The organism is Streptomyces tirandamycinicus (assembly GCF_003097515.1).
GTDB lineage: Bacteria > Actinomycetota > Actinomycetes > Streptomycetales > Streptomycetaceae > Streptomyces > Streptomyces tirandamycinicus.
Genome location: NZ_CP029188.1, coordinates 1,860,527 through 1,883,583, shown reverse-complemented (window position 1 = coordinate 1,883,583; position 23,057 = coordinate 1,860,527). Strand labels below are relative to the sequence as shown.

Genomic DNA, 23,057 nt, shown 5'->3' with positions numbered 1-23,057 from the left:
GCGGACTCCCCCATCCAGGAACTCCCGGGACCCGCACTCGAAGGAGCCCTTTGTGAGCCAGCGCACGCTCGTCCTGCTCAAGCCCGACGCCGTACGCCGCGGCCTGATCGGCGAGATCATCGGCCGCATCGAGCGCAAGGCGGGCTGGCGGATCACCGCGCTGGAGCTGCGCGAACTGGACCAGGACACCCTGGAGCAGCACTACGGCGAGCACCGGGGCAAGCCGTTCTACGAGCCGCTGGTCGCCTTCATGTCCTCCGGGCCCGTCGTCGCCCTCGTCGTGGAGGGCGAGCGGGTCATCGAGGGGGTGCGCGCCCTGGCCGGCCCGACCGACCCGATCGCGGCCGCGCCGGGTTCCATCCGCGGCGACTACGGCACGATCGTCCGGGAGAACCTGATCCACGCCTCGGACTCGGAGGAGTCCGCGGCCCGGGAGCTGAAGATCTTCTTCCCGGGGCGTTGAGAAGCCCGTCCCCGCCGGTTCCCCGCCGGGGACACTGACCGGCAGTCAGCCGTACAGCGCTCGGCCCCTGGGGCGACCGAAGGAATTTCGGTCGCCCCCCGGCATAGGCGGCCCGATACCGGGAACGCATCGCTCCGACTCGTCGTCACCCTTATTGAGGCGGGGCCCAGCGCGCGGAGTCGCCGCAGGCGGCACTACGATGGAAGCCTTCACGCCGTAGCACTCGCGCATCACCCTCCTCGCCTGCCTGAAAAGCCGTCAAAGCTCGATTTGGGAAGGCCCGACGCATCCTCATGGGACACAAGGGGAACTCTATGTCGTTCATCGGCCGTGACATGGCTGTCGACCTCGGGACCGCCAACACGCTGGTGTACGTCAGGGGTCGGGGGATCGTCCTCAACGAGCCGTCGGTGGTCGCCATCAACACCAACACCGGCGGCATCCTCGCGGTGGGGGCCGAGGCGAAGAAGATGATCGGCCGCACGCCCGGGAACATCGTCGCGGTGCGCCCGCTGAAGGACGGCGTGATCGCCGACTTCGAGATCACCGAGCGGATGCTCCGCTACTTCATCCTCAAGATCCACAAGCGCCGGTGGGCGGCCCGGCCCCGCATCGTCGTCTGCGTGCCCTCCGGTATCACCGGGGTCGAGCGCCGGGCGGTCATCGAGGCGTCCACCCAGGCCGGCGCCCGGCAGGTGCACATCATCGAGGAGCCGATGGCGGCCGCCATCGGAGCGGGCCTCCCGGTCCACGAGGCCACCGGCAACATGGTGGTGGACATCGGCGGCGGCACCACCGAGGTCGCCGTGATCTCCCTCGGAGGAATCGTCACGGCACAGTCCATCCGGGTGGCCGGTGACGAGCTGGACAACGCGATCATCCAGCACGTCAAGAAGGAGTACAGCCTCCTCCTCGGCGAGCGGACCGCGGAGAGCATCAAGATCACCATCGGCTCGGCGTTCGACCTGGACAAGGACGAGCACACCGAGATCCGCGGGCGCGACCTGGTCTCCGGGCTGCCCAAGACCGTGGTCATCTCCGCCGCCGAGGTCCGCAAGGCCATCGAGGAGCCGGTCAACGCGATCGTCGACGCGGTGAAGACCACCCTGGACAAGTGCCCGCCGGAGCTGTCCGGCGACGTCATGGACCGCGGCATCGTCCTCACCGGCGGCGGCGCGCTGCTGCGCGGGCTCGACGAGCGGCTCCGCAGCGAGACGGGCATGCCCATCCATATCGCCGAGGACCCGCTGGACTCGGTGGCGCTCGGCTCGGGCAAGTGCGTCGAGGAGTTCGAGGCGCTCCAGCAGGTGCTGGACGCCCAGCCCCGCCGCTAGCGCGGGGCCGCGATCGGCCGTCCGGGTGCCCTTCGGCCCCGTTCGGCCGGTCGTTCGTACAACAGCACAGGCACGACGGACCCAGCACGTAACCCAGCAGACACAGCACGCCCGAAGACACAGCACGCATCACCACGCACCACAGAGCTCGGCATCCACATTCCGACGAGGAAGGCACGGCCGCCGCACGTGAGGGACACGAAAGAGAGCCGGCTGCTCCTGGTCCTGCTGATCGCCATCGCGTTCGCACTGATCACGGTGGACATCCGCGGCGGCGAGGAGTCACCGGTCGACGGCGCCCGGCAGGCGGCGGCCACCGTCTTCGGGCCGGTCGAGAACGGCGTGGCCTCCGCCGTCGATCCGGTCGGCAACGCCATAGGGGCGATCCGCGACTCGGGCGAGCGGCACGACCGCATCGCCGTCCTCGAACGCGAGAACGCCGCCCTCAAGGCGAGACTCGGCAGCGACGACCGCAACCGCAGCAGGATCCGCCAGCTCGACAGCATGCTGAAGAAGGCGGCCAGCGGCCAGTACGGCATCAAGGGCGCCGAGGTCATCGCCATAGGAGCCGCCCAGGGCTTCTCCTGGACGGTCACCATCGACGCCGGCTCCGTCGACGGCATCCGGCGCGACATGACCGTGCTCAACGGCGACGGCCTCGTCGGCCGGGTGACCACCGTCGGCCCCGACACCGCGACCGTGCTCCTCGCCAACGACCCGGACTTCACGGTCGGCACCCGCATGGAGCGGACCGACGAACTGGGCTTCGCCACCGGCCAGGGCGACCGGCCCCTGTCCGTGCAGCTCCTCAACGGCAAGGCGAAGGTGCGCAAGGGGGACCGGCTGGTCACCTTCGGCTCGCAGGCCGACAAGCCGTTCGTACCCGGCGTGCCGGTCGGCGAGGTCATCCGCGTCGACCCGTCCGGCGGCGCGCTGACCCGCAACGTCTTCGTACGGCCGTACGCCGCCTTCACCAAGCTGGACATCGTCGGGGTCGTCGTCCAGGCGCCCCGCACCGACCCGCGTGACGCGGTGCTGCCTCCCAGGCCCAAGCCGACGCCCACGCCGACGGTGACGGTCACCGTCACCCCCTCCGCGGACGGCGGCGTCCGGGCTCAGACCGGCGCACCGGACGAGCTGGACCAGGACCAGGAGCAGCAGCAGGAGCAGGACCGGGACCCGGGCGGGCAGACCCCGCGGGCGAACAGCACCGCGGCCGTCACCGGCCGCGACGACGAGTAGCAGGAGGAGCTGAACACCATGCGCTTCAACCGGATGCTCCTCTCCACGACGCTCGTCGTGGTCGCGCTCGTCGTCCAGGTCACCGTCCTCGCCCGGCTCCAGCTTCCCGGAGCCGTGCCGGACCTGCTCCTGCTCACCGTCGTGGCCCTCGCGCTGGTCTACGGCCACACCAGCGGCGCCCTCATCGGCTTCGGCGCGGGACTTCTCGCCGACCTCGCCCCGCCCGCCGACCACGCCGTCGGCCGCTACGCCCTCGTGCTGTGCGTCATCGGCTACCTCGTCGGACTCGCCCGGCCCGAGAACGGCCGGCTGACCTCCGCCACCGGCCCGATGGTGGTGGTCGTGGCGGCGGCCGTCGGCTCGACCCTGCTGTACGCGGGCGTCGGCGCGCTCGTCGGCGACACCGCCGCACGCCACGTCGGCCTCGGCTCGCTGCTGTTCACGGCCGCCCTGTACGACCTGCTCCTCGCCCCGTTCACCGTGCCGCTGATCATGGCTCTGGCCAGACGCGCCGAGAACGATCCGCTGGCCGAGCCCCAGGCCGGCGCCGCCGACGTCTCCAGCGGCTGGGCCACCTCCGGCACCGGACTGAGCATCGGCCGCCAGCGCGGCGGGCTGCGGATCAAGGCGGCCAGGACGCGGGCCTCCCGCGCCGGCCGCATCCGCGGAGTCAAGCGACTGTGACCGAGGGGGTATCGGCAGCGTGAGCAACATTCCCGAGACCGGGCGGACCCCGCGCGTCCAGATCCGGCTCGTCGTGATCCAGGTCCTCGTCTTCTCCCTCTTCGCCACCCTCGGCGGGCGCCTCTGGTACCTCCAGATCCGCAACGGCGACGAGTACACGAACGAGGCCAAGGGCAACCACGTCCAGCAGGTCGTCCAGCCCGCCGTGCGCGGCTCGATCCTGGACGCCAGGGGCGTGCCCCTGGCGGACAACGAGACCCGGCTCGTCGTCTCCGCGTCCCGCACCGACCTGATGAAGATGAAGGACGACGGCAAGGGGGTGCTCACCCGGCTCGCGGGCGTCCTCGGCATGAAGCCGAAGGACGTCATGGACAAGGTCCGGCTCTGTGACTCCAAGACCCCCCAGCCCTGCTGGAACGGCTCCCCGTACCAGCCCATCCCCGTCACCGACGAGGCCACCACCCAGCAGGCCCTGCAGATCCGCGAACGCGCCGAGGACTTCCCCGGCATCACCGCCGAGCCGATGGCCGTACGCCGCTACGCCGCCCCGGGCAAGGCCAACACCGCGCAGGTCCTCGGCTACCTCTCGCCCGTCACCGACGAGGAGATCGAGAAGGCCAAGGACACCGACTCGCCGTTCCTGCGTTCCGACCAGGTCGGCCGCTCCGGACTCGAGCGCACGTACGACAAGGACCTGCGCGGCAAGGCGGGCGTCACCCGCTACGAGGTGGACAAGCTCGGCCGGGTCATCGGCCTGGCCCAGGCGGACAAGGCCGAGCCCGGCGCCAACGTCGTCACCTCCATCGACGCCCGCGTCCAGGCGGTCGCCGAGTGGGAGCTCGACAACGCCATGAAGGAGGCCCGCAAGGTCTTCGACGACAACACCAACACCAACTACAAGGCCGACTCGGGCGCCGTCGTCGTGATGGAGGCCAAGACCGGCCGGGTCGTCGCGATGGCGTCGCTGCCCACCTACGACCCGAACGCCTGGGTCGGCGGCATCTCGGCCAAGGACTACGCGCGCCTCACCGGCAAGAAGTCCAACTTCCCGCTGCTCAACCGCGCCATCCAGGGCCAGGCGGCACCCGGCTCCATCTTCAAGGTCATCCCGACCACCGCCGCGGTCAACGCCGGCTACGACTTCAACGGCCGCTACCCCTGCCCCAGCTCGTACTCCATCGGCAACCAGGTCTTCAAGAACTTCGAGTCCCAGGGCCACGGCAGCATCACCCTCGGCCAGGCCCTCGAGGTCTCCTGCGACACCGTCTACTACGCCCTCGCCCACCAGCAGTGGAAGAAGGACGGCGGCCTCAAGCCGAAGAAGGACCCGGCGGACTGGTTCTACAAGACCGCCCACCAGTTCGGCCTCGGCGCCGAGACCGGCATCGACCTGCCCAACGAGGTCACCGGCCGGGTCCCCGACCGCCGCTGGAAGCAGAACTTCTGGGAGGCCAACAAGGACTACTGGTGCAAGATCGGCAAGAAGGGCGGCGACTACATCCAGCAGCTCTCGTACGAGAACTGCCTGGAAGGCAATCTGATGCGCGCCGGTGACTCCGTCAACTACTCCATCGGCCAGGGCGACACGCTGGTCACCCCGATCCAGATGGCGACCATCTACGCGGCGATCTCCAACGGCGGCACCATGTGGAACCCCACCGTCGGCAAGGCGGTCGTCAGCGCCGACGGCAAGAGCATCCGCGAGATCCGGCCCAAGTCCCACGGCAAGCTCCCGATGAACGCCGAGACGCGCAAGCTGATGAACGAGGCCCTCGCGGGCGTCGCCACCCGCGGCACCGCCGCCTGGCGGTTCGGCGGCTGGCCGCAGGACAAGATCCCGATGCACGCCAAGACCGGTACCGCCGAGGTCCACGGCAAGCAGACGACGTCCTGGTTCGCCACGTACACCAAGGACTACTCCATCGTCATGACCATCTCCCAGGGCGGTACCGGCTCCGGTGCCTCCGGGCCCGCCGTGCGCAACATCTACAACGCGCTCTACGGACTGGACATGGAGGGCAACCAGGACCTCAAGAAGGCCCTGCTGCCCCAGCCCCAGAAGACGCTGCCGAAGATCCAGCCCGACGGTTCCATCGACGCACCGAAGATCACGCCCTATGCGCCGGCCAAGCCCGAGCCGGAGGAGGACACCTCCCTCGCCGGCCCGCCCCCGGCCACCGGACGGAGGGACTGAACGATGGCCGGACCCCACGGCTTCTCGGTCTCGCGGTACGCGCCGGAGCGCGGCGGCCTCGCCAAGCTCCTCGCCCGCGACTCGATAATCCGCCGGCTCGACTGGCCGATGCTCGCCTCCGCACTCACCCTGTCGCTGCTCGGCTCCCTGCTCGTCTGGTCCGCGACCCGCAACCGCACCGAGCTCAACGACGGCGACCCGTACTACTTCTTCCTGCGCCACCTGCTCAACACCGGCATCGGGCTCGCCCTGATGGTCGGCACCGTCTGGCTCGGGCACCGCACCCTGCGCGGCGCCGTGCCCGTGCTGTACGGCATCTCCCTGGTGCTGGTCGCCCTGGTGCTCACCCCGCTCGGCGCGACCATCAACGGCGCCCACGCCTGGATCGTGCTCGGCGGCGGCTTCTCCCTCCAGCCCTCCGAGTTCGTGAAGATCACGATCATCCTGGGCATGGCGATGCTGCTGGCGACCCAGGTCGACGCCGGCGACCAGCTCCATCCCGACCACCGCACCGTCGCGAAGTCGCTGGGCCTGGCGGTCCTGCCCATGATCATCGTGATGCTGATGCCGGACCTCGGCTCGGTGATGGTGATGGTGGTGATCGTCCTGGGCGTCCTGCTCGCCTCTGGCGCCTCCAACCGCTGGATCTTCGGGCTGATCGGCGCCGGCATCGGCGGCGCCGTACTGGTCACCGTCCTCGGCCTGCTGGACGAGTACCAGATCAACCGCTTCGCCGCGTTCGCCAACCCCGAACTCGACCCGGCCGGCGTCGGCTACAACACCAACCAGGCACGCATCGCCATCGGCTCCGGCGGGCTGCTCGGCACCGGCCTGTTCAAGGGCTCCCAGACCACCGGCCAGTTCGTACCCGAACAGCAGACCGACTTCGTGTTCACCGTCGCCGGTGAGGAGCTCGGCTTCGTCGGAGCGGGGCTCATCATCGTCCTGCTCGGCGTCGTCCTGTGGCGCGCCTGCCGCATCGCCCGCGACACCACCGAGCTGTACGGCACCATCGTCGCCGCCGGGATCATCGCCTGGTTCGCGTTCCAGTCCTTCGAGAACATCGGGATGACCCTCGGCATCATGCCCGTCGCCGGACTGCCGCTGCCGTTCGTCTCCTACGGCGGCTCGTCGATGTTCGCCGTGTGGGTGGCCGTCGGACTGCTGCAGTCCATCAAGGTGCAGCGCCCGATGTCCGCCTGACCCGGTCCTCCTCCCGCCCGGGCCGGGCTGGCCGTACGCCACGACCCACGACCCGCGACGACCGGGCGGCCGTACGCCACGACCCACGACCCACGCTCCGGGCCGACCGGGCGGACCCGGCGGACCGCGCTCCCGCCCCGCCGGTGCCGGACGCGGTCGAAACCCGGCCAAAGGATCAGCTCCGGACTTCGCCGCGACCGCTTAGAACAACACCGGGCGGATAGATTCAGTTCATGGCGGAGACGAAGCGAGAGATCGAGCGGAAGTACGAAGCCACACCCGACACACAGATCCCGGACCTCACCGGCGCGGCCGGGATCGCGGATGTCGTCGCGAAGGGCGTGGCCGGGCTCGACGCGGACTACTACGACACCCCCGGCCTGCGCCTCGCCGCCGACGGCATCACGCTGCGCCGCCGCACCGGCGGCACCGACGAGGGCTGGCACCTGAAGTTCCCCGTCGCCACCGGCATCCGCGAGGAGATCCACGCCCCCCTGGCGGACACGGTCCCCCGCCCCCTCGCCGGACTCGTCCGCTCCCGCACCCGGGCCACCCCCCTGACGGCCGTCGTCCGCCTCCGCTCCGACCGCGAGGTGCACCACCTCGTCGACGAGCGCGGCCGGCTCCTCGCCGAGCTCTCCCGCGACACCGTGCACGCCGAACGCCTGGCACCCGGCGACGGCACGGCGGAGTGGACCGAGATCGAGGTCGAGCTGGCCGACGGCGCCGACCCCGCCCTGCTGGACCGCGTGGAGAAGCGGCTCCGCAAGGCCGGCATCACGCCCGCGTCCTCCCCGTCCAAGCTCGCCAGGGCCCTTGCGGAGACCGCACCCGGCCCGGCCGCGAGCACCGCCGCAGCCGCCCCAACCACCCCAGTCGCCGCGGCCGCCCCAGTCGCCCCAGTCGCCGCGGCCGCCGCGGCCCGGAAGGCGGCCGCCGCCACCGGCCGCGCCACCTCCGCCGTGGAGGACCGCACGCCCTCCGCCCCCGCACCGGCCGACGAACAGGGCTCCTCGCGGCACGCCGACGCCTTCGCCCCGGCCGGCGCCGTACGCGCCCCCAAGGCCCCCGAGGCCGCCAAGAGCGTCCGCCCCCGGGGGGCACGGCTGAAGCCCACGCACGCGGGCGAACACGTCCTCGCCTACCTGCGCGAGCAGCGGGACGCCCTGGTCGCCCTCGACCCGGCCGTACGCCGCGACCTCCCCGACGCGGTCCACCAGATGCGGGTCGCCACCCGCCGTATGCGCAGCGCCTTCAAGACGTTCCGGAAGATCATCGACCCGAAGGCCACCGCCCCGGTCGGCGAAGAGCTGAAATGGCTGGCGGGCGAACTGGGCGCGGCTCGCGACCAGGAAGTGATGTCCGAACGGCTGCGCGCCCGCCTCGACGCCCTGCCACGCCGGCTCCAGCTCGGCCCCGTCCGAGGCAGGCTCCGGATCTGGGCCACCGCGCACCGCGCCGACGCGCGCCGCCGCTCCGTCGCGGTGCTCGACACCGGGCGCTACCTCGCCCTCCTCGACACCCTCGACGCGCTCCTCGACGAGCCGCCGCTGCTCCCCGCAGCAACCGCGAAGCCCGCGGTCGCCCTGCCCAAGGCCGTACTCAAGGACTACGACCGGCTCGCCGGCCGCGTCGAGCACGCCCTCGGCCTCCCCGCCGGCCACGACCGCGACACGGCCATGCACGACGCCCGCAAGGCCGCCAAGCGCGCCCGGTACGCGGCCGAGGCCGTCACCCCCGCACTCGGCAAGCCCGCCAAGAAGCTCGCCAAGCGCATGAAGGCCGTCCAGACCGTCCTCGGCGACCACCAGGACAGCGTCGTCGCCCGCGAGACCCTCCGCGACCTCGCCGTCCAGGCCCACGCGGCCGGCGAGTCCGCATTCACCTGGGGACTGCTGTTCGGATCGGAGCAGGCGACCGCCGCCGACCGGGAGCGTGATCTGCCCGCCGTCTGGGCGGACGCCTCCCGGCCCGAGTTCCGCACCGCGCTCAGGGGCTGACCGCGCCCCGGGCGGCCGGGACCTCCTCACGATCGGGTTACGCTTGAGAATCTCCCTCTGCCCGTCCACGAAGGTTCCTGATGTCTGCCGAGTCGGTCTTCCCACAGCTCGAAGCTCTGCTCCCGCATGTGCAGAAGCCCATCCAGTACGTCGGTGGTGAGCTGAACTCCACGGTCAAGCCGTGGGAGAGCTGCGACGTGCGCTGGGCGCTGATGTACCCGGACGCCTACGAGGTCGGACTGCCCAACCAGGGCGTCATGATCCTCTACGAGGTGCTCAACGAACGCGAGGGCGTCCTCGCCGAGCGGACCTACAGCGTCTGGCCGGACCTCGAGGAGCTGATGCGGGAGCACGGCGTCCCGCAGTTCACGGTCGACAGCCACCGCCCGGTGAAGGCCTTCGACGTCCTCGGCCTGAGCTTCTCCACCGAACTCGGCTACACCAACATGCTCACGGCCCTCGACCTGGCCGGCATCCCGCTGGAGGCCGCGGACCGCACCGACGACGACCCGATCGTGCTCGCCGGCGGCCACGCGGCCTTCAACCCGGAGCCCATCGCGGACTTCATCGACGCCGCGGTGATCGGTGACGGCGAGCAGGCCGTCCTGCAGATCACCGACATCATCCGCGCCTGGAAGGCCGAGGGCCGCCCCGGCGGCCGCAAGGAGCTGCTGTTCCGGCTGGCCAGGACGGGCGGGGTGTACGTCCCCGGCTACTACGACGTCGAGTACCTCCCCGACGGCCGCATCGGCCGCGTCGTACCCAACCGGTCCGGCGTGCCGTGGCGCGTGTCCAAGCACACCGTCATGGACCTGGACGAATGGCCCTACCCCAAGCAGCCGCTCGTCCCGCTCGCCGAGACCGTGCACGAGCGGATGTCCGTCGAGATCTTCCGCGGCTGCACCCGCGGCTGCCGCTTCTGCCAGGCCGGCATGATCACGCGACCCGTCCGGGAGCGGAGCATCACCGGCATCGGCGAGATGGTCGACAAGGGCCTCAAGGCGACCGGCTTCGAGGAGGTCGGCCTGCTCTCGCTGTCCTCCGCCGACCACAGCGAGATCGGCGACATCGCCAAGGGCCTCGCGGACCGGTACGAGGAGGACAAGATCGGCCTGTCCCTCCCCTCGACCCGTGTCGACGCCTTCAACGTCGACCTGGCCAACGAGCTGACCCGCAACGGCCGCCGCTCGGGTCTGACCTTCGCCCCCGAGGGCGGCTCCGAGCGCATGCGCAAGGTCATCAACAAGATGGTGTCGGAGGAGGACCTGATCCGCACCGTCGCCACCGCCTACGGCAACGGCTGGCGCCAGGTGAAGCTCTACTTCATGTGCGGCCTGCCCACCGAGACGGACGAGGACGTGCTGCAGATCGGCGACATGGCGGTCAACGTCATCGCCAAGGGCCGCGAGGTCTCCGGCTCCAACGACATCCGGTGCACGGTGTCCATCGGCGGCTTCGTGCCCAAGCCGCACACCCCCTTCCAGTGGGCGCCGCAGCTCTCCGCCGAGGAGACCGACGCCCGCCTGGAGAAGCTCCGCGACAAGATCCGCGGCGACAAGAAGTACGGCCGCTCCATCGGGTTCCGCTACCACGACGGCAAGCCCGGCATCGTGGAGGGCCTGCTCTCCCGCGGCGACCGCCGCGTCGGCGCCGTGATCCGCGCCGTCTACGAGGACGGCGGCCGCTTCGACGGCTGGCGCGAGCACTTCTCCTACGACCGCTGGATGGAGTGCGCCCGGAAGACGCTCCCCGGGCTCGGCGTGGACGTCGACTGGTACACGACCCGCGAGCGCACCTACGAGGAGGTCCTGCCCTGGGACCACCTGGACTCCGGTCTCGACAAGGACTGGCTCTGGGAGGACTGGCAGGACGCGCTGGACGAGACGGAGGTCGAGGACTGCCGCTGGACTCCGTGCTTCGACTGCGGGGTGTGTCCTCAGATGGACACGGCCATTCAGATCGGCCCCACCGGCAAGAAGCTGCTGCCGCTGACCGTGGTCAAGTAGCGCCGCCGTGACAGCCCGGCCCGGGGAGAGCCCCGGGCCGGGCTGCCGCGTCCCTGGGCCCCGGGCCGTGGAACCGGCAGCCGCCCGGGCGCGTAACCTGGGTGGTACGCAACACACACCGACTGTCCCCGGCGCGGCGCCCGGGCCCGGGTTCTCCCCGCACGAGCGGGGGTGACCGGGCGGGCCGCGCACCCGGGGTCCGAAGGCCACGAAGGGCGGCGCAGGAAGGCGTCCGCCCCGCACCGAGGAGAGGAACCACTGGGCAAGCGACAGCCCGAAGGCCCACCGCCCGCACCCGCGGTGCAGCGCATCCGACTGCGCTACACCAAGCGAGGCCGCCTCCGGTTCACCAGCCACCGCGACTTCCAGCGCGCCTTCGAGCGCGCGCTGCGCCGCGCCGAGGTGCCGATGGCGTACTCGGCGGGCTTCACCCCGCACCCGAAGGTGTCGTACGCCAACGCCGCCCCCACGGGTACGGGCTCCGAGGCCGAGTACCTCGAGATCGCATTGACCGATCACCGTGACCCGGCGGAGCTGCGTGAGCTCCTCGACGAGTCGCTGCCCGACGGGCTCGACGTCGTCGACGCCGTCGAGGCCCGCACGTCGGGGCTGGCCGACCGGCTGACGGCGTCCGTGTGGGAGCTGCGGCTCGGCGGTGTCCCGGTGGAGGAGGCCGAGAAGGCGATCGCCGCCTTCCTCGCGGCGGACGCCGTCGAGGTCCGGCGCAAGACCAAGAACGGGATGCGGACCTTCGACACCCGTGGTGCGGTGGTCGACCTGCAGGCGAGTTGTCCACAGCCTGATAGGCCCGAAGAGGGGCCCTGTGCGATACTGCGGCTGGTTGTTCGGCACGTGACACCTGCCGTGCGACCCGACGACGTCCTGTCCGGTCTCCGAGCTGTGGCCGACCTGGCGCCGCCGGTCCCCGCAGCGGTGACCAGGCTGGCGCAGGGGCTCTTCGACGAGGAGTCCGGCACGGTGACCGATCCGCTCGCGCCCGACCGCGAGGCAGTCACGGCCGCCCCGGCCGATCGCTCAGGGGCCGCCGCAGCCGCCGCGACGGTGCCCGCGGGTACCGGTTCCGCGTAGGGGCAGTCGTTGTAGCGCCGCCCTCGTACTCGGGAGCCACCTGGGTCGGGCAGCGCAAAGACCAGGAGACTTTCGCCAGGCCGTGCGTACAACGCGTACGGAACCGGCGAGCCAGACATACAGCTCCCGTGCGGCGCCCGCGCCCCGGACGGAGGCCCCGCACTCATCACGCGGGACGCGCCACCGGACCGGATCGAGGCTCGGCGCCCGGGAGCGTGACGGGAGAACCGCCCGCATGCTCGAACCGAAGGACCCCGGTGCGACCGGGGACACCGAAGAGAACGACAGCTCCACCCCGAGTGACACGCTGCCGCCGCGCCGCCGCCGCGCCGCTTCGCGGCCGGCGGGCCCGCCGGCGGGTGCCGTGCAGGTGGAGACCGTCGCCGATGTGACGGCGACCCTCTCGGCGGCCATACCGTCCGCGGAGGCCGCGGAGGCCGCAGAGGACGTGGCCGAGGCGCCCGCGCCGCGTACCCGCCGCCGGGCGACCCGTAAGGCGACCGCGTCCGCCGGTTCGCCGGACCCCGCCGAGGCCGCCGCAGAGCCCGCCTCCGCCGGCGCTCCCGTGACGGAGCCGGCCGCCCCCGCCGAGGCATCCGCCGAAGCAACCGCAGCCGGAAGCCCCGCTCCGGCCACCGAGGACGTCGCCGACGACGTCGCCGAGGCGCCCGCGCCGCGTACCCGCCGCCGGGCTACCCGCAAGGCGACCGCGCCCGCCGGTTCGCCGGACCCCGCCGAGGCCGCCGCAGAGCCCGCCTCCGCCGAGGCGCCCGCGACCTCGCCCGCTCCGGCGCCTGCGGCCGTCGCCGCCACCGACGCAGACGCCGACGAAGACATCGAGGAAGGTGCCGTGAGCGAGACCGCCGCGGAAACCGGGCCCGCCGAGGAGCCCGTGCGCCGTACCCGCCGCCGGGCCACCGCCCCCGCGGGCGCGCCGCAGGCCGCCGAGACGGCCGACGAGACCACCGGGACCACCGGGACCAGCGAGCCTGCTGCCGTGGACGCACCGGCCGCGGGGGAGACGGCGGAGGAGGCGCCGCGCGCCCGCACGCGTCGCCGTGCCACGCGCCGGGCCGCCGCCCCGGCCGGTGCGCCGGAGACGGCCGACGCGGACGGGGCCGCGGCGGGTGAGAGCCTGCCCGCGGACACCGTCGCGCGCATCGCCGCCGACGAGGCCGAGGTCGAGGCGGCGGGGAAGGCCGCCGCGCGGGGCCGTACCCGCCGCCGGGCCACCGCCGAGCGGGCCGCCGCCGAGCCCGTGCAGGACGAGCGCGCCGATGAGGAGCGTGACGGGGGCGAGGAGCGCGGGGAGCGGACCGGGCCGGCCGCCCGCGGACGCCGGGCCGGGCGGCCCGCGGTCCCGGTGTTCCAGGCCCCGGTCTTCACCGAGCCGGTGTTCCAGACCCCGGAGACCGCCGCCGCTGCCGCCGCTGCCGCCGCCTCCGACGAGGGCGAAGCGGCCGGCGAGGCCGATGAGGCAGCGGAGACCGAGGCCCCGGCCGCCGCGAGCGCCCAGCGTCGCCGCCGGCGCCGTCGCGGCGAGTCCGCGCCCGCCGTCGAGACCACGCAGACCGAGCCGGCCGACGAGGCCGAGGTCGAGTCCGGGGAGCCGGAGTCCGAGGAACCGGAGTCCGACGACACCGAGGAGTCCGACGAGTACGAGGGCCGTCCTTCCCGCCGTCGCCGCCGCGGTGGCCGCCGCCGTCGCCGTGGCGAGTCGGCCGACGCGGCGGAGGCCGGGACCGACGAGGAGCATGAGGCCGGGGCCGACGAGGAGCCGGAGCCCGAGGGCGACGAGGAGGAGGATCAGGACGCCGCCACTCCGTCCGCCGCGGGCACCAGCAGCAGCCGTCGCCGCCGTCGCCGGCGCCGTCGCAGCGGTGACGCCGCCGAGCCCGAGCCCGGCGCCGACGAGCCGGAGCGCACGGTGGTGAAGATCCGCGAGCCCCGCCCCAAGGCGGAGCCGTCGGACGAGGTGCAGTCGATCAAGGGCTCGACCCGGCTGGAGGCGAAGAAGCAGCGCCGCCGTGAGGGCCGCGAGCAGGGCCGCCGCCGGGTGCCGATCATCACCGAGGCGGAGTTCCTGGCGCGCCGCGAGGCCGTCGAGCGCGTGATGGTCGTACGGCAGCACGGCGACCGCACCCAGATCGGCGTCCTCGAGGACAACGTGCTGGTCGAGCACTACGTCAACAAGGAGCAGTCGACGTCGTACGTCGGCAACGTCTACCTGGGCAAGGTGCAGAACGTCCTGCCGTCGATGGAGGCCGCCTTCGTCGACATCGGCAAGGGCCGCAACGCCGTCCTGTACGCGGGCGAGGTGAACTTCGAGGCGCTCGGTCTCGCCAACGGCCCGCGCCGTATCGAGTCCGCGCTGAAGTCCGGCCAGTCGGTCCTGGTGCAGGTCACCAAGGACCCGATCGGCCACAAGGGAGCCCGGCTCACCAGCCAGGTGTCCCTCCCGGGCCGGTACCTGGTGTACGTGCCCGAGGGCTCGATGACGGGCATCAGCCGGAAGCTCCCCGACACCGAGCGGGCCCGGCTGAAGACGATCCTGAAGAAGATCGTCCCCGAGGACGCGGGTGTGATCGTGCGCACCGCCGCGGAGGGCGCCAGCGAGGACGAGCTGCGCCGTGACGTCGAGCGGCTGCAGGCCCAGTGGGAGGAGATCCGGAAGAAGGCGAAGAACGGCAACGCGCCGACGCTCCTCTACGGCGAGCCGGACATGACCGTCCGCGTCGTCCGCGACATCTTCAACGAGGACTTCTCCAAGGTCATCGTGAGCGGCGACGAGGCGTGGGAGACCGTCCACGGCTATGTGTCGCACGTCGCGCCCGACCTGGCGGACCGGCTGCAGCGCTGGACCAGCGAGACCGACGTGTTCGCCGTGCACCGGATCGACGAGCAGCTGATGAAGGCGCTGGACCGCAAGGTCTGGCTGCCCTCCGGCGGTTCGCTGGTGATCGACAAGACCGAGGCGATGGTCGTGGTCGACGTCAACACCGGCAAGTTCACCGGCCAGGGCGGCAACCTCGAGGAGACCGTCACCAGGAACAATTTGGAGGCGGCCGAGGAGATCGTGCGCCAGCTGCGGCTGCGGGACCTCGGCGGGATCGTCGTCATCGACTTCATCGACATGGTCCTGGAGTCCAACCGCGACCTGGTGCTGCGGCGCCTGCTGGAGTGCCTGGGCCGGGACCGCACGAAGCACCAGGTGGCCGAGGTGACCTCGCTGGGCCTGGTGCAGATGACCCGCAAGCGGGTGGGCCAGGGGCTGCTGGAGTCGTTCTCCGAGACCTGTGTCCACTGCAACGGCCGCGGTGTGATCGTGCACATGGAGCAGCCGGCGGCCGTCGGCGGCGGTGGCGGCGGCAAGCGCAAGAAGCGCGGCCGCGGTGGTGCCGAGCACGTCCACGAGCACGAGGTGGTCGTCGAGGCGCCGGGCGCCGAGGCCCCGCCGAGCGAGATCGAGGAGACCGAGGCCGAGGTCGCGGCGGAGGCCGCGGCGCCGACGGCGCTTCCGGAGCCGGCCTTCGCCCCCGACGAGGAGCTCTACAGCAGCGCCGCCGAGGCGGAGGCCGCCGCCTCCCGCCGCGGCCGTCGCCGGGCGTCCCGCAAGGCGACCGCACCGGCCGGCGCGCCGAAGCACGCCGAGACGGTCGAGGCCGGGGTGCAGCAGGCGGAGCAGGTGCCGGCCCGGGAGAGTGCCGAGGCGGCCGCCGAACCGGTCGCCGGGCCCGAGGCCGTGCCCGCCGCGGTGGAGGAGCCGGCTCCCGTGGGCCGTACCCGCCGCCGGGCCACCCGCAAGGCGTCGGCGCCGGCCGGTTCCCCGAAGGGCAGCGAGGCCGCCGAGATCGTGACCGAGGCCACCGAGGCCACCGAGGCCGCCGAGGTCCCGGCCGGGGCGCCCGCTGCCGGGGCCCCGGAGGCACCGGCCGAGGAGGCTCCCGTCGCCGCGCCGCCGCGTGCCCGTCGCCGGGTGACCCGCAAGGTCACCGCCCCGGCGGGTTCGCCGTCCGGAGCGGACGACGCGGCGGTCGTCGTGGTCGTCGCGCCCCAGGAGCCCGGTGCGGAGTCCGGAGCCGGTTCCGGTGCGGAGGCCGACGCGGGACCCGCCGAGGAGCCGGCGGAGGCCCCGGCCAAGAAGACGGTCCGCAAGACCGCCAAGAAGGCCACGGCGAAGAAGGCCGCCACGAAGAAGACGGCGGCCAAGAAGACCACCGCGGCGAAGAAGACGACCGCCAAGAAGGCGGCCAAGTCGGCCGCCAAGAAGACCGCCGCGGCGGAGCAGCAGAGCCTGCCGACCGTGACGGCTTCGGCGGAGAGCTGAACAATCCATGACCGGTGGTTGAATGTTCGTGTCCCGCCCCCGCGGACTCGGGGGCGGGACACGCCATTTGTTTCGGAATTGATGCCTGGGGCCGTTAACGGCCCGGAAATTGCCTGGGAAATCCCTGATAATGTGACGGCGGTCGCTGCCGTGCCGAGGACTCACCCGGAGACTACGGTCGGTGACCGGCCCGGTTAAGGGACAGACCGGTCCCAGCATTCCTCGGTAGGGCGTCGGCCATCACGCCGGAGGGGTTCGCGCGGCCCGAAGACGCCCCGCAGACCCCTGACCTCTGCCATATAGAGCTCTCGCGGTGTTCAAGGAGGACGTCCAATGCCGAGCAGCAACGCGCAGCCCATCCCCGCTGCCCGCCCGGTCATCGGTGAAGAGGAGATCGAAGCGGCCGTACGCGTGCTGCGCAGCGGCCGGGTGGTCCAGGGCCCCGAGGTGGCCGCTTTCGAGGAGGGCTTCTCGGAGCTCGTGGACGGCCGCCACTGCGTGGCCGTCAACTCCGGCACCTCCGCGCTGCACCTCCTTTTGATGGCTCTCGGCATCGGCCCGGGTGACGAGGTGATCGTCCCGTCGTTCTCGTTCGCCGCCTCGGCGAACTCGGTCCGCCTGGTCGGCGCCGACGTCGTCTTCGCCGACATCGACCCGGACACGTACTGCCTCTCCCCGGCCGCGGTCGAGGCCGCGATCACCCCCCGTACCGCCGCGATCATGCCGGTGCACCTGTACGGCCACCCTGCCGCGATGGACCGGATCACGGCCATCGCCGACAAGCACAAGCTGGCCGTCGTCGAGGACGCCTGCCAGGCGCACGCGGCCGCGCTGAACGGCACCCCGGTCGGCGCCTTCGGCTCCGGCGGCACGTTCAGCTTCTACCCGACCAAGAACATGCACAGCCTCGAGGGCGGCATGATCTCCACGGGCGACGCCGAGGTCGCCCGCACCCTGCGGCTGCTGCGCAACCAGGGCATGGAGCAGCGCTACGCGAACGAGATCGTCGGCGCCAACATGCGGATGACCGACGTCTCCGCCGCCATCGGGCGCGTCCAGCTCGCCAAGCTGCCCGGCTGGACCGAGCAGCGCATCGCCAACGCCGCGTACCTCTCGGAGAACATCACCGCGGCGAGCGTGGTGACCCCGGTCGTCGCGGAGGGCGCACGCCACATCTACCACCAGTACACGATCCGGGTCCGCGGTGACCGCGACGCCGCCATGGCGAAGCTCACCGAGGCGGGTGTCGGCAACGCCGTCTACTACCCGACGCCGATCCACCGGCTGAAGCCGTACTGGGAGCCGGACCAGAAGGCAGGCCGCGACTGGGACCTGCCCGAGACCGAGCGGGCGGCCGCCGAGGTCGTGTCGCTGCCCGTCCACCCGTCGCTCACCGAGGGCGACCTCGAGCGCATCGTCACCGCCGTGAACGCGCTGGGAGAGAACCTGTGACCGCCGCCGCACTGCGGGCCGGCCTGATCGGCCTGGGCTCCATGGGACGCCACCACGCCCGCGTACTGGCCGGGCTCGACGGCGTCGAACTCGTCGCCGTCGTGGACCCCATGGGGGACAAGAACGGCTGGGCGCAGAGCGCCCCCGTGCTGTCCACCGTCGACGAGCTGATCGCGCTCGGCATCGACTACGCCGTCGTGGCCTGCCCGACCGCACTGCACGAGGAAGTCGGCCTGAAGCTGGCCGAGGCCGGCGTCGGCGCGCTGATCGAGAAGCCGGTCGCGGACACCGTCGAGGGCGCCCGCCGGCTGGTCGAGGCCTTCGAGACGCGCGGCCTGGTGGCCGGCGTGGGCCACATCGAGCGCTGCAACCCGGCCCTGCGCAGCCTGCGCGCCCGGCTGGAGGCCGGCGAGCTCGGGGACGTCTTCCAGGTCGTCACCCGCCGCCAGGGCCCCTTCCCGCACCGCATCGCCGACGTCGGCGTGGTCAAGGACCTCGCCACCCACGACATCGACCTGACGGCCTGGGTCACCGGCCAGCAGTACACGTCGATCGCGGCGCACACCGTCTCCAAGTCGGGCCGCCCGCACGAGGACATGGTCTCGGCCGTCGGCAAGCTCTCCGACGGCACGATGGTCAGCCACCTCGTCAACTGGCTGAGCCCGCTCAAGGAGCGCTTCACCTCGGTCACCGGCGACCGCGGCTGCTTCATCGCCGACACCCTCACCGCCGACCTGACGTTCTACTCCAACGCGGCCGTGGCGACCGAGTGGGAGGCCCTGCAGGCCTTCCGCGGTGTCTCCGAGGGGGACATGATCCGCTACGCGATCCCCAAGCGCGAGCCGCTCCTCGTCGAGCACGAGCTCTTCCGGGACGCGGTGCTCGGCAAGTCCCAGGACATCTGCACGCTGCGGCAGGGCCTGCGGACCGTCGAGGTCGCCGCCGCCGTCATCGACTCCGCCAAGAGCGGGACGACCGTGCGGCTGGACCCGGAGGGCGTGGCCAGTTGACCACCCCGGATGTCACCGTCGTCGTGGCCGTCTACAACACGATGCCGTACCTCACCGAGTGCCTCGAGTCGCTGGTGAACCAGAGCATCGGAGTGGACCGGCTGGAGGTCGTGGCCGTCGACGACGGCTCGACCGACGACAGCGGCCGGGAACTCGACCGCTTCGCGGAGCGGTACCCCGGCACCGTGAAGGTGATCCACCAGCCCAACTCCGGAGGCCCGGCGGCGCCCAGCAACCGGGCCCTGGAGGTGGCCACCGGCCGCTACGTGTACTTCGTCGGCTCCGACGACCGCCTCGGCGAGGACGCGCTGAAGCGCATGGTGGCCTGTGCCGACGAGCACGGCTCCGACGTCGTCGTCGGCAAGATGGTCGGCACCAACGGCCGCTACGTCCACCAGGCGCTCTACAAGAAGAGCGACCCGGACGTCAGCCTGTACGACTCGGCGCTGCCCTTCACGCTGGCCAACACCAAGTTGTTCCGGCGCGAACTGGTCGAGCGGCACAAGCTGCGCTTCCCCGAGGACCTGCCGGTCGGCAGCGACCAGCCGTTCACGATCGAGGCCTGCGTCCGGGCGCGGAAGATCTCCGTCCTCGCGGACTACACGTACTACTACGCGGTCAAGCGCGGGGACGCGAGCAACATCACCTACCGCGCCGACCACCTCGCGCGGCTGCGCTGCACCGCCGAGATCATGAAGTTCACGGCCGGGCTGATCGAGGCGGGCCCGCAGCGTGACGCGGTGTTCCGGCGCCACTTCACCTGGGAGCTCGCCAAGCTGGTCCAGCACGACTTCCCGGCACTCGACCGTCCGACGCAGGTCCAGGTCTGCGCCGGGATCGCCGCCCTCGCCGACGACTACTTCACCGAACCGCTCCGCGACGCGATGGACGTCCGGCGCCGGGTGCGGATCGCGCTGGCCCAGCGCGGCGCCGTCACCGAACTGGTGCGCGCCATCGAGGAGGAGGCCGCCGCGGGGCCCCCTCCGCTGCTGCTGGAGGACGGCCGGGCGTTCCTGCGCTACCCCGGGTTCCGCGACCCTGCCCTGGCGCTGCCGGACCGGCTGTACGAGGTGATCGGCGAGTCCGTGCCCAAGCAGCTCGCCGAGGGCACCGGGCTGGTCTCGGCGCGGTGGGAGCAGCAGGGCGGGGACCTGACCGCGGTCCTGTCCGTGCGCGTCCCCGTCACGGGCGAGACGGACCGCGCCGTGATCCGCCTCGCGGGCAAGGCGATGCCGAAGAGCGCCGACAAGCCGGGTGCCCGCAGGCTGCCGGTGGGCAGCGAGCTCCCCGCCCCGGCGGGGGAGCTGAGCCGCACCGGCACCGACGACGGCACGGGGACGGTGCTCACCGCCCGTATCCCCGTCGAGCCCGTCAGGGCCAAACTCGGCGTCCGGGTCTATCTGGACGTGGCGGGCTCGACGTACGAGGTCCCGGTGAGGACCCTGGACCGGCCGCTGCCGCTGGCCCGGCGCTGGCGCGAGAAGGTCCCGTACCGTGTCTCCGCGAACGCCAACGCCAAGGGGCGGCTCGTCATCACCACGGCTCCGCTCTGGGAGTCCTCGCCGTCCGGCGAGCGCAGCCGGCTGCGTCACCTGATGTCCCGTGTGAAGAGGAAACTGACCCGATGAATATCTGTGTAGTCGCGCTCGGCAAGATCGGGCTTCCGCTCGCCGTGCAGTTCGCCGCCAAGGGCCACAAGGTCATCGGCGCCGACGTCAACGAGAAGGTCGTCGAGCTGGTCAACGCCGGCACCGAGCCCTTCCCCGGCGAGCACGACCTGGACGTCAAGCTGAAGCAGGCCGTCGACGCCGGGCTGCTGTCCGCCACCACCGACACCGCCGCGGCCGTCGCGCAGTCCGAGGCGGTCGTGGTCGTCGTCCCGCTGTTCGTGGACGCCGAGGGCACCCCGGACTTCGGCTGGATGGACTCCGCCACCCAGGCCATCGCCAAGGGCCTCAAGCCCGGCACCCTGGTCTCGTACGAGACGACCCTGCCGGTCGGCACCACCCGCACCCGCTGGGCACCGATGCTGGAGCAGGGCTCCGGCCTCACCGCGGGCGAGGACTTCCACCTGGTGTTCTCCCCGGAGCGCGTGCTCACCGGCCGGGTCTTCGCCGATCTGCGCCGCTACCCCAAGCTGGTCGGCGGCATCGACGAGGCCTCCACCGCGCGCGGTGTGGAGTTCTACGAGCAGGTCCTGGACTTCGACGAGCGCGGCGACCTCCCGCAGCCGAACGGTGTCTGGGACCTGGGCACCGCCGAGGCCTCCGAGCTCGCGAAGCTCGCCGAGACCACCTACCGCGACGTCAACATCGGTCTGGCCAACCAGTTCGCCCGGTTCGCCGACAAGAACGGCATCGACGTCAAGAAGGTCATCGAGGCCTGCAACTCGCAGCCCTACAGCCACATCCACCAGCCCGGCATCGCCGTCGGCGGCCACTGCATCCCGATCTACCCGCGGATGTACCTGTGGAACGACCCGGAGGCGACCGTGGTGCGCTCGGCCCGCGAGGCCAACGCGGCCATGCCCGAGTACGCCGTGGACCTGCTCGCCGCCGCCTACGGCGACCTGGCGGGCGTCAACGTGCTCGTGCTCGGCGCCGCCTACCGCGGTGGTGTGAAGGAGACCGCGTTCTCCGGCGTCTTCGGGACCGTCGAGGCCCTCAAGGCCCGCGGCGCGGTGCCGTTCGTCTCCGACCCGATGTACACCGCCGAGGAGCTGGCCGCGCACGGCCTCACCCCGCACCGGGGCGAGAAGGTCACCGCCGCGGTCCTCCAGGCGGACCACGCCGAGTACCGCGAGCTGGCCGCCTCCGACCTGCCGGACGTCACCGTCCTGGTCGACGGCCGCCGCACCACCGACCCGACCCGCTGGGAGGGCGTCCGCCGCGTCGTCATCGGCGGCTGACGGACGGCCCGCTCCGTACGCGACGACCCGGCCCTGCCCCGCGCACGCGTGGGGCAGGGCCCGCTTGCAGGAAGGTTCCCATGACCTGGTTGATCACCGGCGGCGCCGGCTTCATCGGATCGCACGTGGTGAAGGCGATGGCGGAGGGCGGCGAACACGTCGTCGTCCTCGACGACCTGAGCACGGGGCGTGCCGAGCGGCTGCCCGCCGGGGTGCCGCTGGAGATCGGCACCGTCCTCGACCGCGACACCGTGGACCGCGTCCTGCGCGATCACGCCGTCACCGGCATCGTGCACATCGCGGGCAAGAAGCAGGTGGGCGAGTCCGTCGAGAAGCCGCTCCACTACTACCGGGAGAACGTCGAAGGACTCCGGGTCCTCCTCGACGCCGCGGTCGCCGCCGGGGTGAGCCGGTTCCTGTTCTCGTCCTCCGCGGCCGTGTACGGCATGCCGGACGTCGACCTGGTCACCGAGGAGACGCCGTGCGCGCCCATCAACCCGTACGGCGAGACCAAGCTCGCCGGTGAGTGGCTGGTCACGGCAGTCGGCAGGGTCCACCCCGTCGCCACCGCCTCGCTGCGCTACTTCAACGTCGCCGGCGCGGCCACGCCCGAGCTCGCCGACGAGGGCGTCTTCAACCTCGTGCCGATGGTGTTCGAGCGGCTCACGTCCGGCGAGGCGCCGCGGATCTTCGGCGACGACTACCCCACGCCGGACGGCACCTGCATCCGCGACTACATCCATGTCGAGGACATCGCCTCCGCCCATGTCGCCGCGGCCCGCAGGCTCGCCGCCGACCCGGAGGCCCGGCTGATCCTCAACATCGGCCGCGGCGAGGGCGTCTCGGTCGCCGACATGGTCGGGATCATCCAGGACGTCACCGGTCACCCGGACGTCAAGCCCGAGGTCACGGACCGCCGGCCGGGCGACCCGGCCCGGGTGGTGGCCTCCGCCGACCGCATCCGCGCGGAGCTGGGCTGGAGCGCGCGCCACGAGGTGCGGGAGATGGTCGAGTCCGCGTGGGCGGGCTGGCGGCTGCGGCACCCGTAGGGGGCGGTGGCCCGTAGGAAGCCGGAGGCGGTGGCCCGGCCGGCCCGCAGCGGGCCACCGGACACCGCATCGGGCCGGCACCGGCCGCACCGGGAG

General features: G+C 72.2%; 15 protein-coding genes. All 15 read left to right on the top strand.

Annotation, left to right across the window (positions count from 1 at the left end; translation table 11 throughout):
* Positions 1-52: 52 nt before the first annotated feature.
* The 15 genes from ndk to galE all read left to right on the top strand — a co-directional run bounded on the left by ndk (position 53) and on the right by galE (position 22,961).
* A complete protein-coding gene (ndk, locus tag DDW44_RS08360) occupies positions 53-463 on the top strand; it encodes a nucleoside-diphosphate kinase (protein ID WP_017944901.1) in 411 nt (136 codons plus the stop codon).
* A 314-nt stretch (positions 464-777) separates the two neighbouring features.
* Positions 778-1,797: a rod shape-determining protein gene (locus DDW44_RS08355; protein WP_017944902.1), complete on the top strand. Its 1,020-nt coding sequence runs from the start codon at positions 778-780 to the stop codon at positions 1,795-1,797.
* 189 nt (positions 1,798-1,986) lie between these two features.
* Positions 1,987-3,039: a rod shape-determining protein MreC gene (gene mreC, locus DDW44_RS08350; protein WP_108906028.1), complete on the top strand. Its 1,053-nt coding sequence runs from the start codon at positions 1,987-1,989 to the stop codon at positions 3,037-3,039.
* 18 nt (positions 3,040-3,057) lie between these two features.
* On the top strand, positions 3,058-3,723 hold the full coding sequence (gene mreD / locus DDW44_RS08345; protein ID WP_108906027.1) for a rod shape-determining protein MreD: 666 nt from the start codon (positions 3,058-3,060) through the stop codon (positions 3,721-3,723).
* A gap of 19 nt (positions 3,724-3,742) precedes the next feature.
* Positions 3,743-5,917 (top strand): penicillin-binding protein 2, encoded by a 2,175-nt coding sequence (gene mrdA, locus DDW44_RS08340; RefSeq protein ID WP_108906026.1) that lies wholly within the window; start codon positions 3,743-3,745, stop codon positions 5,915-5,917.
* Between the two features lie 3 nt (positions 5,918-5,920).
* The gene (gene rodA, locus DDW44_RS08335; protein ID WP_017944906.1) at positions 5,921-7,120 is read left to right on the top strand and encodes a rod shape-determining protein RodA; all 1,200 of its coding nucleotides are present in this window, start codon (positions 5,921-5,923) and stop codon (positions 7,118-7,120) included.
* 233 nt (positions 7,121-7,353) lie between these two features.
* Positions 7,354-9,120: a CYTH and CHAD domain-containing protein gene (locus DDW44_RS08330; RefSeq protein ID WP_108906025.1), complete on the top strand. Its 1,767-nt coding sequence runs from the start codon at positions 7,354-7,356 to the stop codon at positions 9,118-9,120.
* 80 nt (positions 9,121-9,200) lie between these two features.
* On the top strand, positions 9,201-11,126 hold the full coding sequence (locus tag DDW44_RS08325) for a TIGR03960 family B12-binding radical SAM protein (RefSeq protein ID WP_108906024.1): 1,926 nt from the start codon (positions 9,201-9,203) through the stop codon (positions 11,124-11,126).
* A gap of 300 nt (positions 11,127-11,426) precedes the next feature.
* Positions 11,427-12,215, top strand: a complete 789-nt coding sequence (locus DDW44_RS08320; protein ID WP_108906023.1) for a TIGR03936 family radical SAM-associated protein — start codon at positions 11,427-11,429, stop codon at positions 12,213-12,215.
* Positions 12,216-12,450: 235 nt separating this feature from the next.
* Positions 12,451-16,542, top strand: coding sequence for an Rne/Rng family ribonuclease (locus DDW44_RS08315; RefSeq protein ID WP_108906022.1), 4,092 nt, complete (start codon positions 12,451-12,453; stop codon positions 16,540-16,542).
* A gap of 333 nt (positions 16,543-16,875) precedes the next feature.
* A complete protein-coding gene (locus DDW44_RS08310; RefSeq protein WP_027731279.1) occupies positions 16,876-17,994 on the top strand; it encodes a DegT/DnrJ/EryC1/StrS family aminotransferase in 1,119 nt (372 codons plus the stop codon).
* Positions 17,991-19,004: a Gfo/Idh/MocA family protein gene (locus DDW44_RS08305; RefSeq protein WP_018890015.1), complete on the top strand. Its 1,014-nt coding sequence runs from the start codon at positions 17,991-17,993 to the stop codon at positions 19,002-19,004. The genes DDW44_RS08310 and DDW44_RS08305 overlap by 4 nt, the downstream gene beginning before the upstream one ends.
* Positions 19,001-20,632, top strand: a complete 1,632-nt coding sequence (locus DDW44_RS08300; protein ID WP_108906021.1) for a glycosyltransferase family 2 protein — start codon at positions 19,001-19,003, stop codon at positions 20,630-20,632. Before DDW44_RS08305 ends, DDW44_RS08300 begins: the two co-directional genes overlap by 4 nt.
* Complete coding sequence (locus tag DDW44_RS08295; RefSeq protein WP_108906020.1) at positions 20,629-21,912, top strand: nucleotide sugar dehydrogenase; 1,284 nt, start codon at positions 20,629-20,631, stop codon at positions 21,910-21,912. The genes DDW44_RS08300 and DDW44_RS08295 overlap by 4 nt, the downstream gene beginning before the upstream one ends.
* A gap of 80 nt (positions 21,913-21,992) precedes the next feature.
* A complete protein-coding gene (galE, locus tag DDW44_RS08290) occupies positions 21,993-22,961 on the top strand; it encodes a UDP-glucose 4-epimerase GalE (RefSeq protein WP_018890013.1) in 969 nt (322 codons plus the stop codon).
* The last annotated feature ends 96 nt before the right edge of the window (positions 22,962-23,057 follow it).

Excerpts from the sequence above, each read along its gene's own strand:
- DDW44_RS08325 (WP_108906024.1), top strand. The coding sequence starts at position 9,201 with ATGTCTGCCGAGTCGGTCTTCCCACAGCTCGAAGCTCTGCTCCCGCAT.
- DDW44_RS08355 (WP_017944902.1), top strand. The coding sequence starts at position 778 with ATGTCGTTCATCGGCCGTGACATGGCTGTCGACCTCGGGACCGCCAAC.
- DDW44_RS08315 (WP_108906022.1), top strand. The coding sequence starts at position 12,451 with ATGCTCGAACCGAAGGACCCCGGTGCGACCGGGGACACCGAAGAGAAC.
- DDW44_RS08330 (WP_108906025.1), top strand. The coding sequence starts at position 7,354 with ATGGCGGAGACGAAGCGAGAGATCGAGCGGAAGTACGAAGCCACACCC.
- DDW44_RS08310 (WP_027731279.1), top strand. The coding sequence starts at position 16,876 with ATGCCGAGCAGCAACGCGCAGCCCATCCCCGCTGCCCGCCCGGTCATC.
- DDW44_RS08295 (WP_108906020.1), top strand. The coding sequence starts at position 20,629 with ATGAATATCTGTGTAGTCGCGCTCGGCAAGATCGGGCTTCCGCTCGCC.
- rodA (WP_017944906.1), top strand. The coding sequence starts at position 5,921 with ATGGCCGGACCCCACGGCTTCTCGGTCTCGCGGTACGCGCCGGAGCGC.
- galE (WP_018890013.1), top strand. The coding sequence starts at position 21,993 with ATGACCTGGTTGATCACCGGCGGCGCCGGCTTCATCGGATCGCACGTG.
- mreD (WP_108906027.1), top strand. The coding sequence starts at position 3,058 with ATGCGCTTCAACCGGATGCTCCTCTCCACGACGCTCGTCGTGGTCGCG.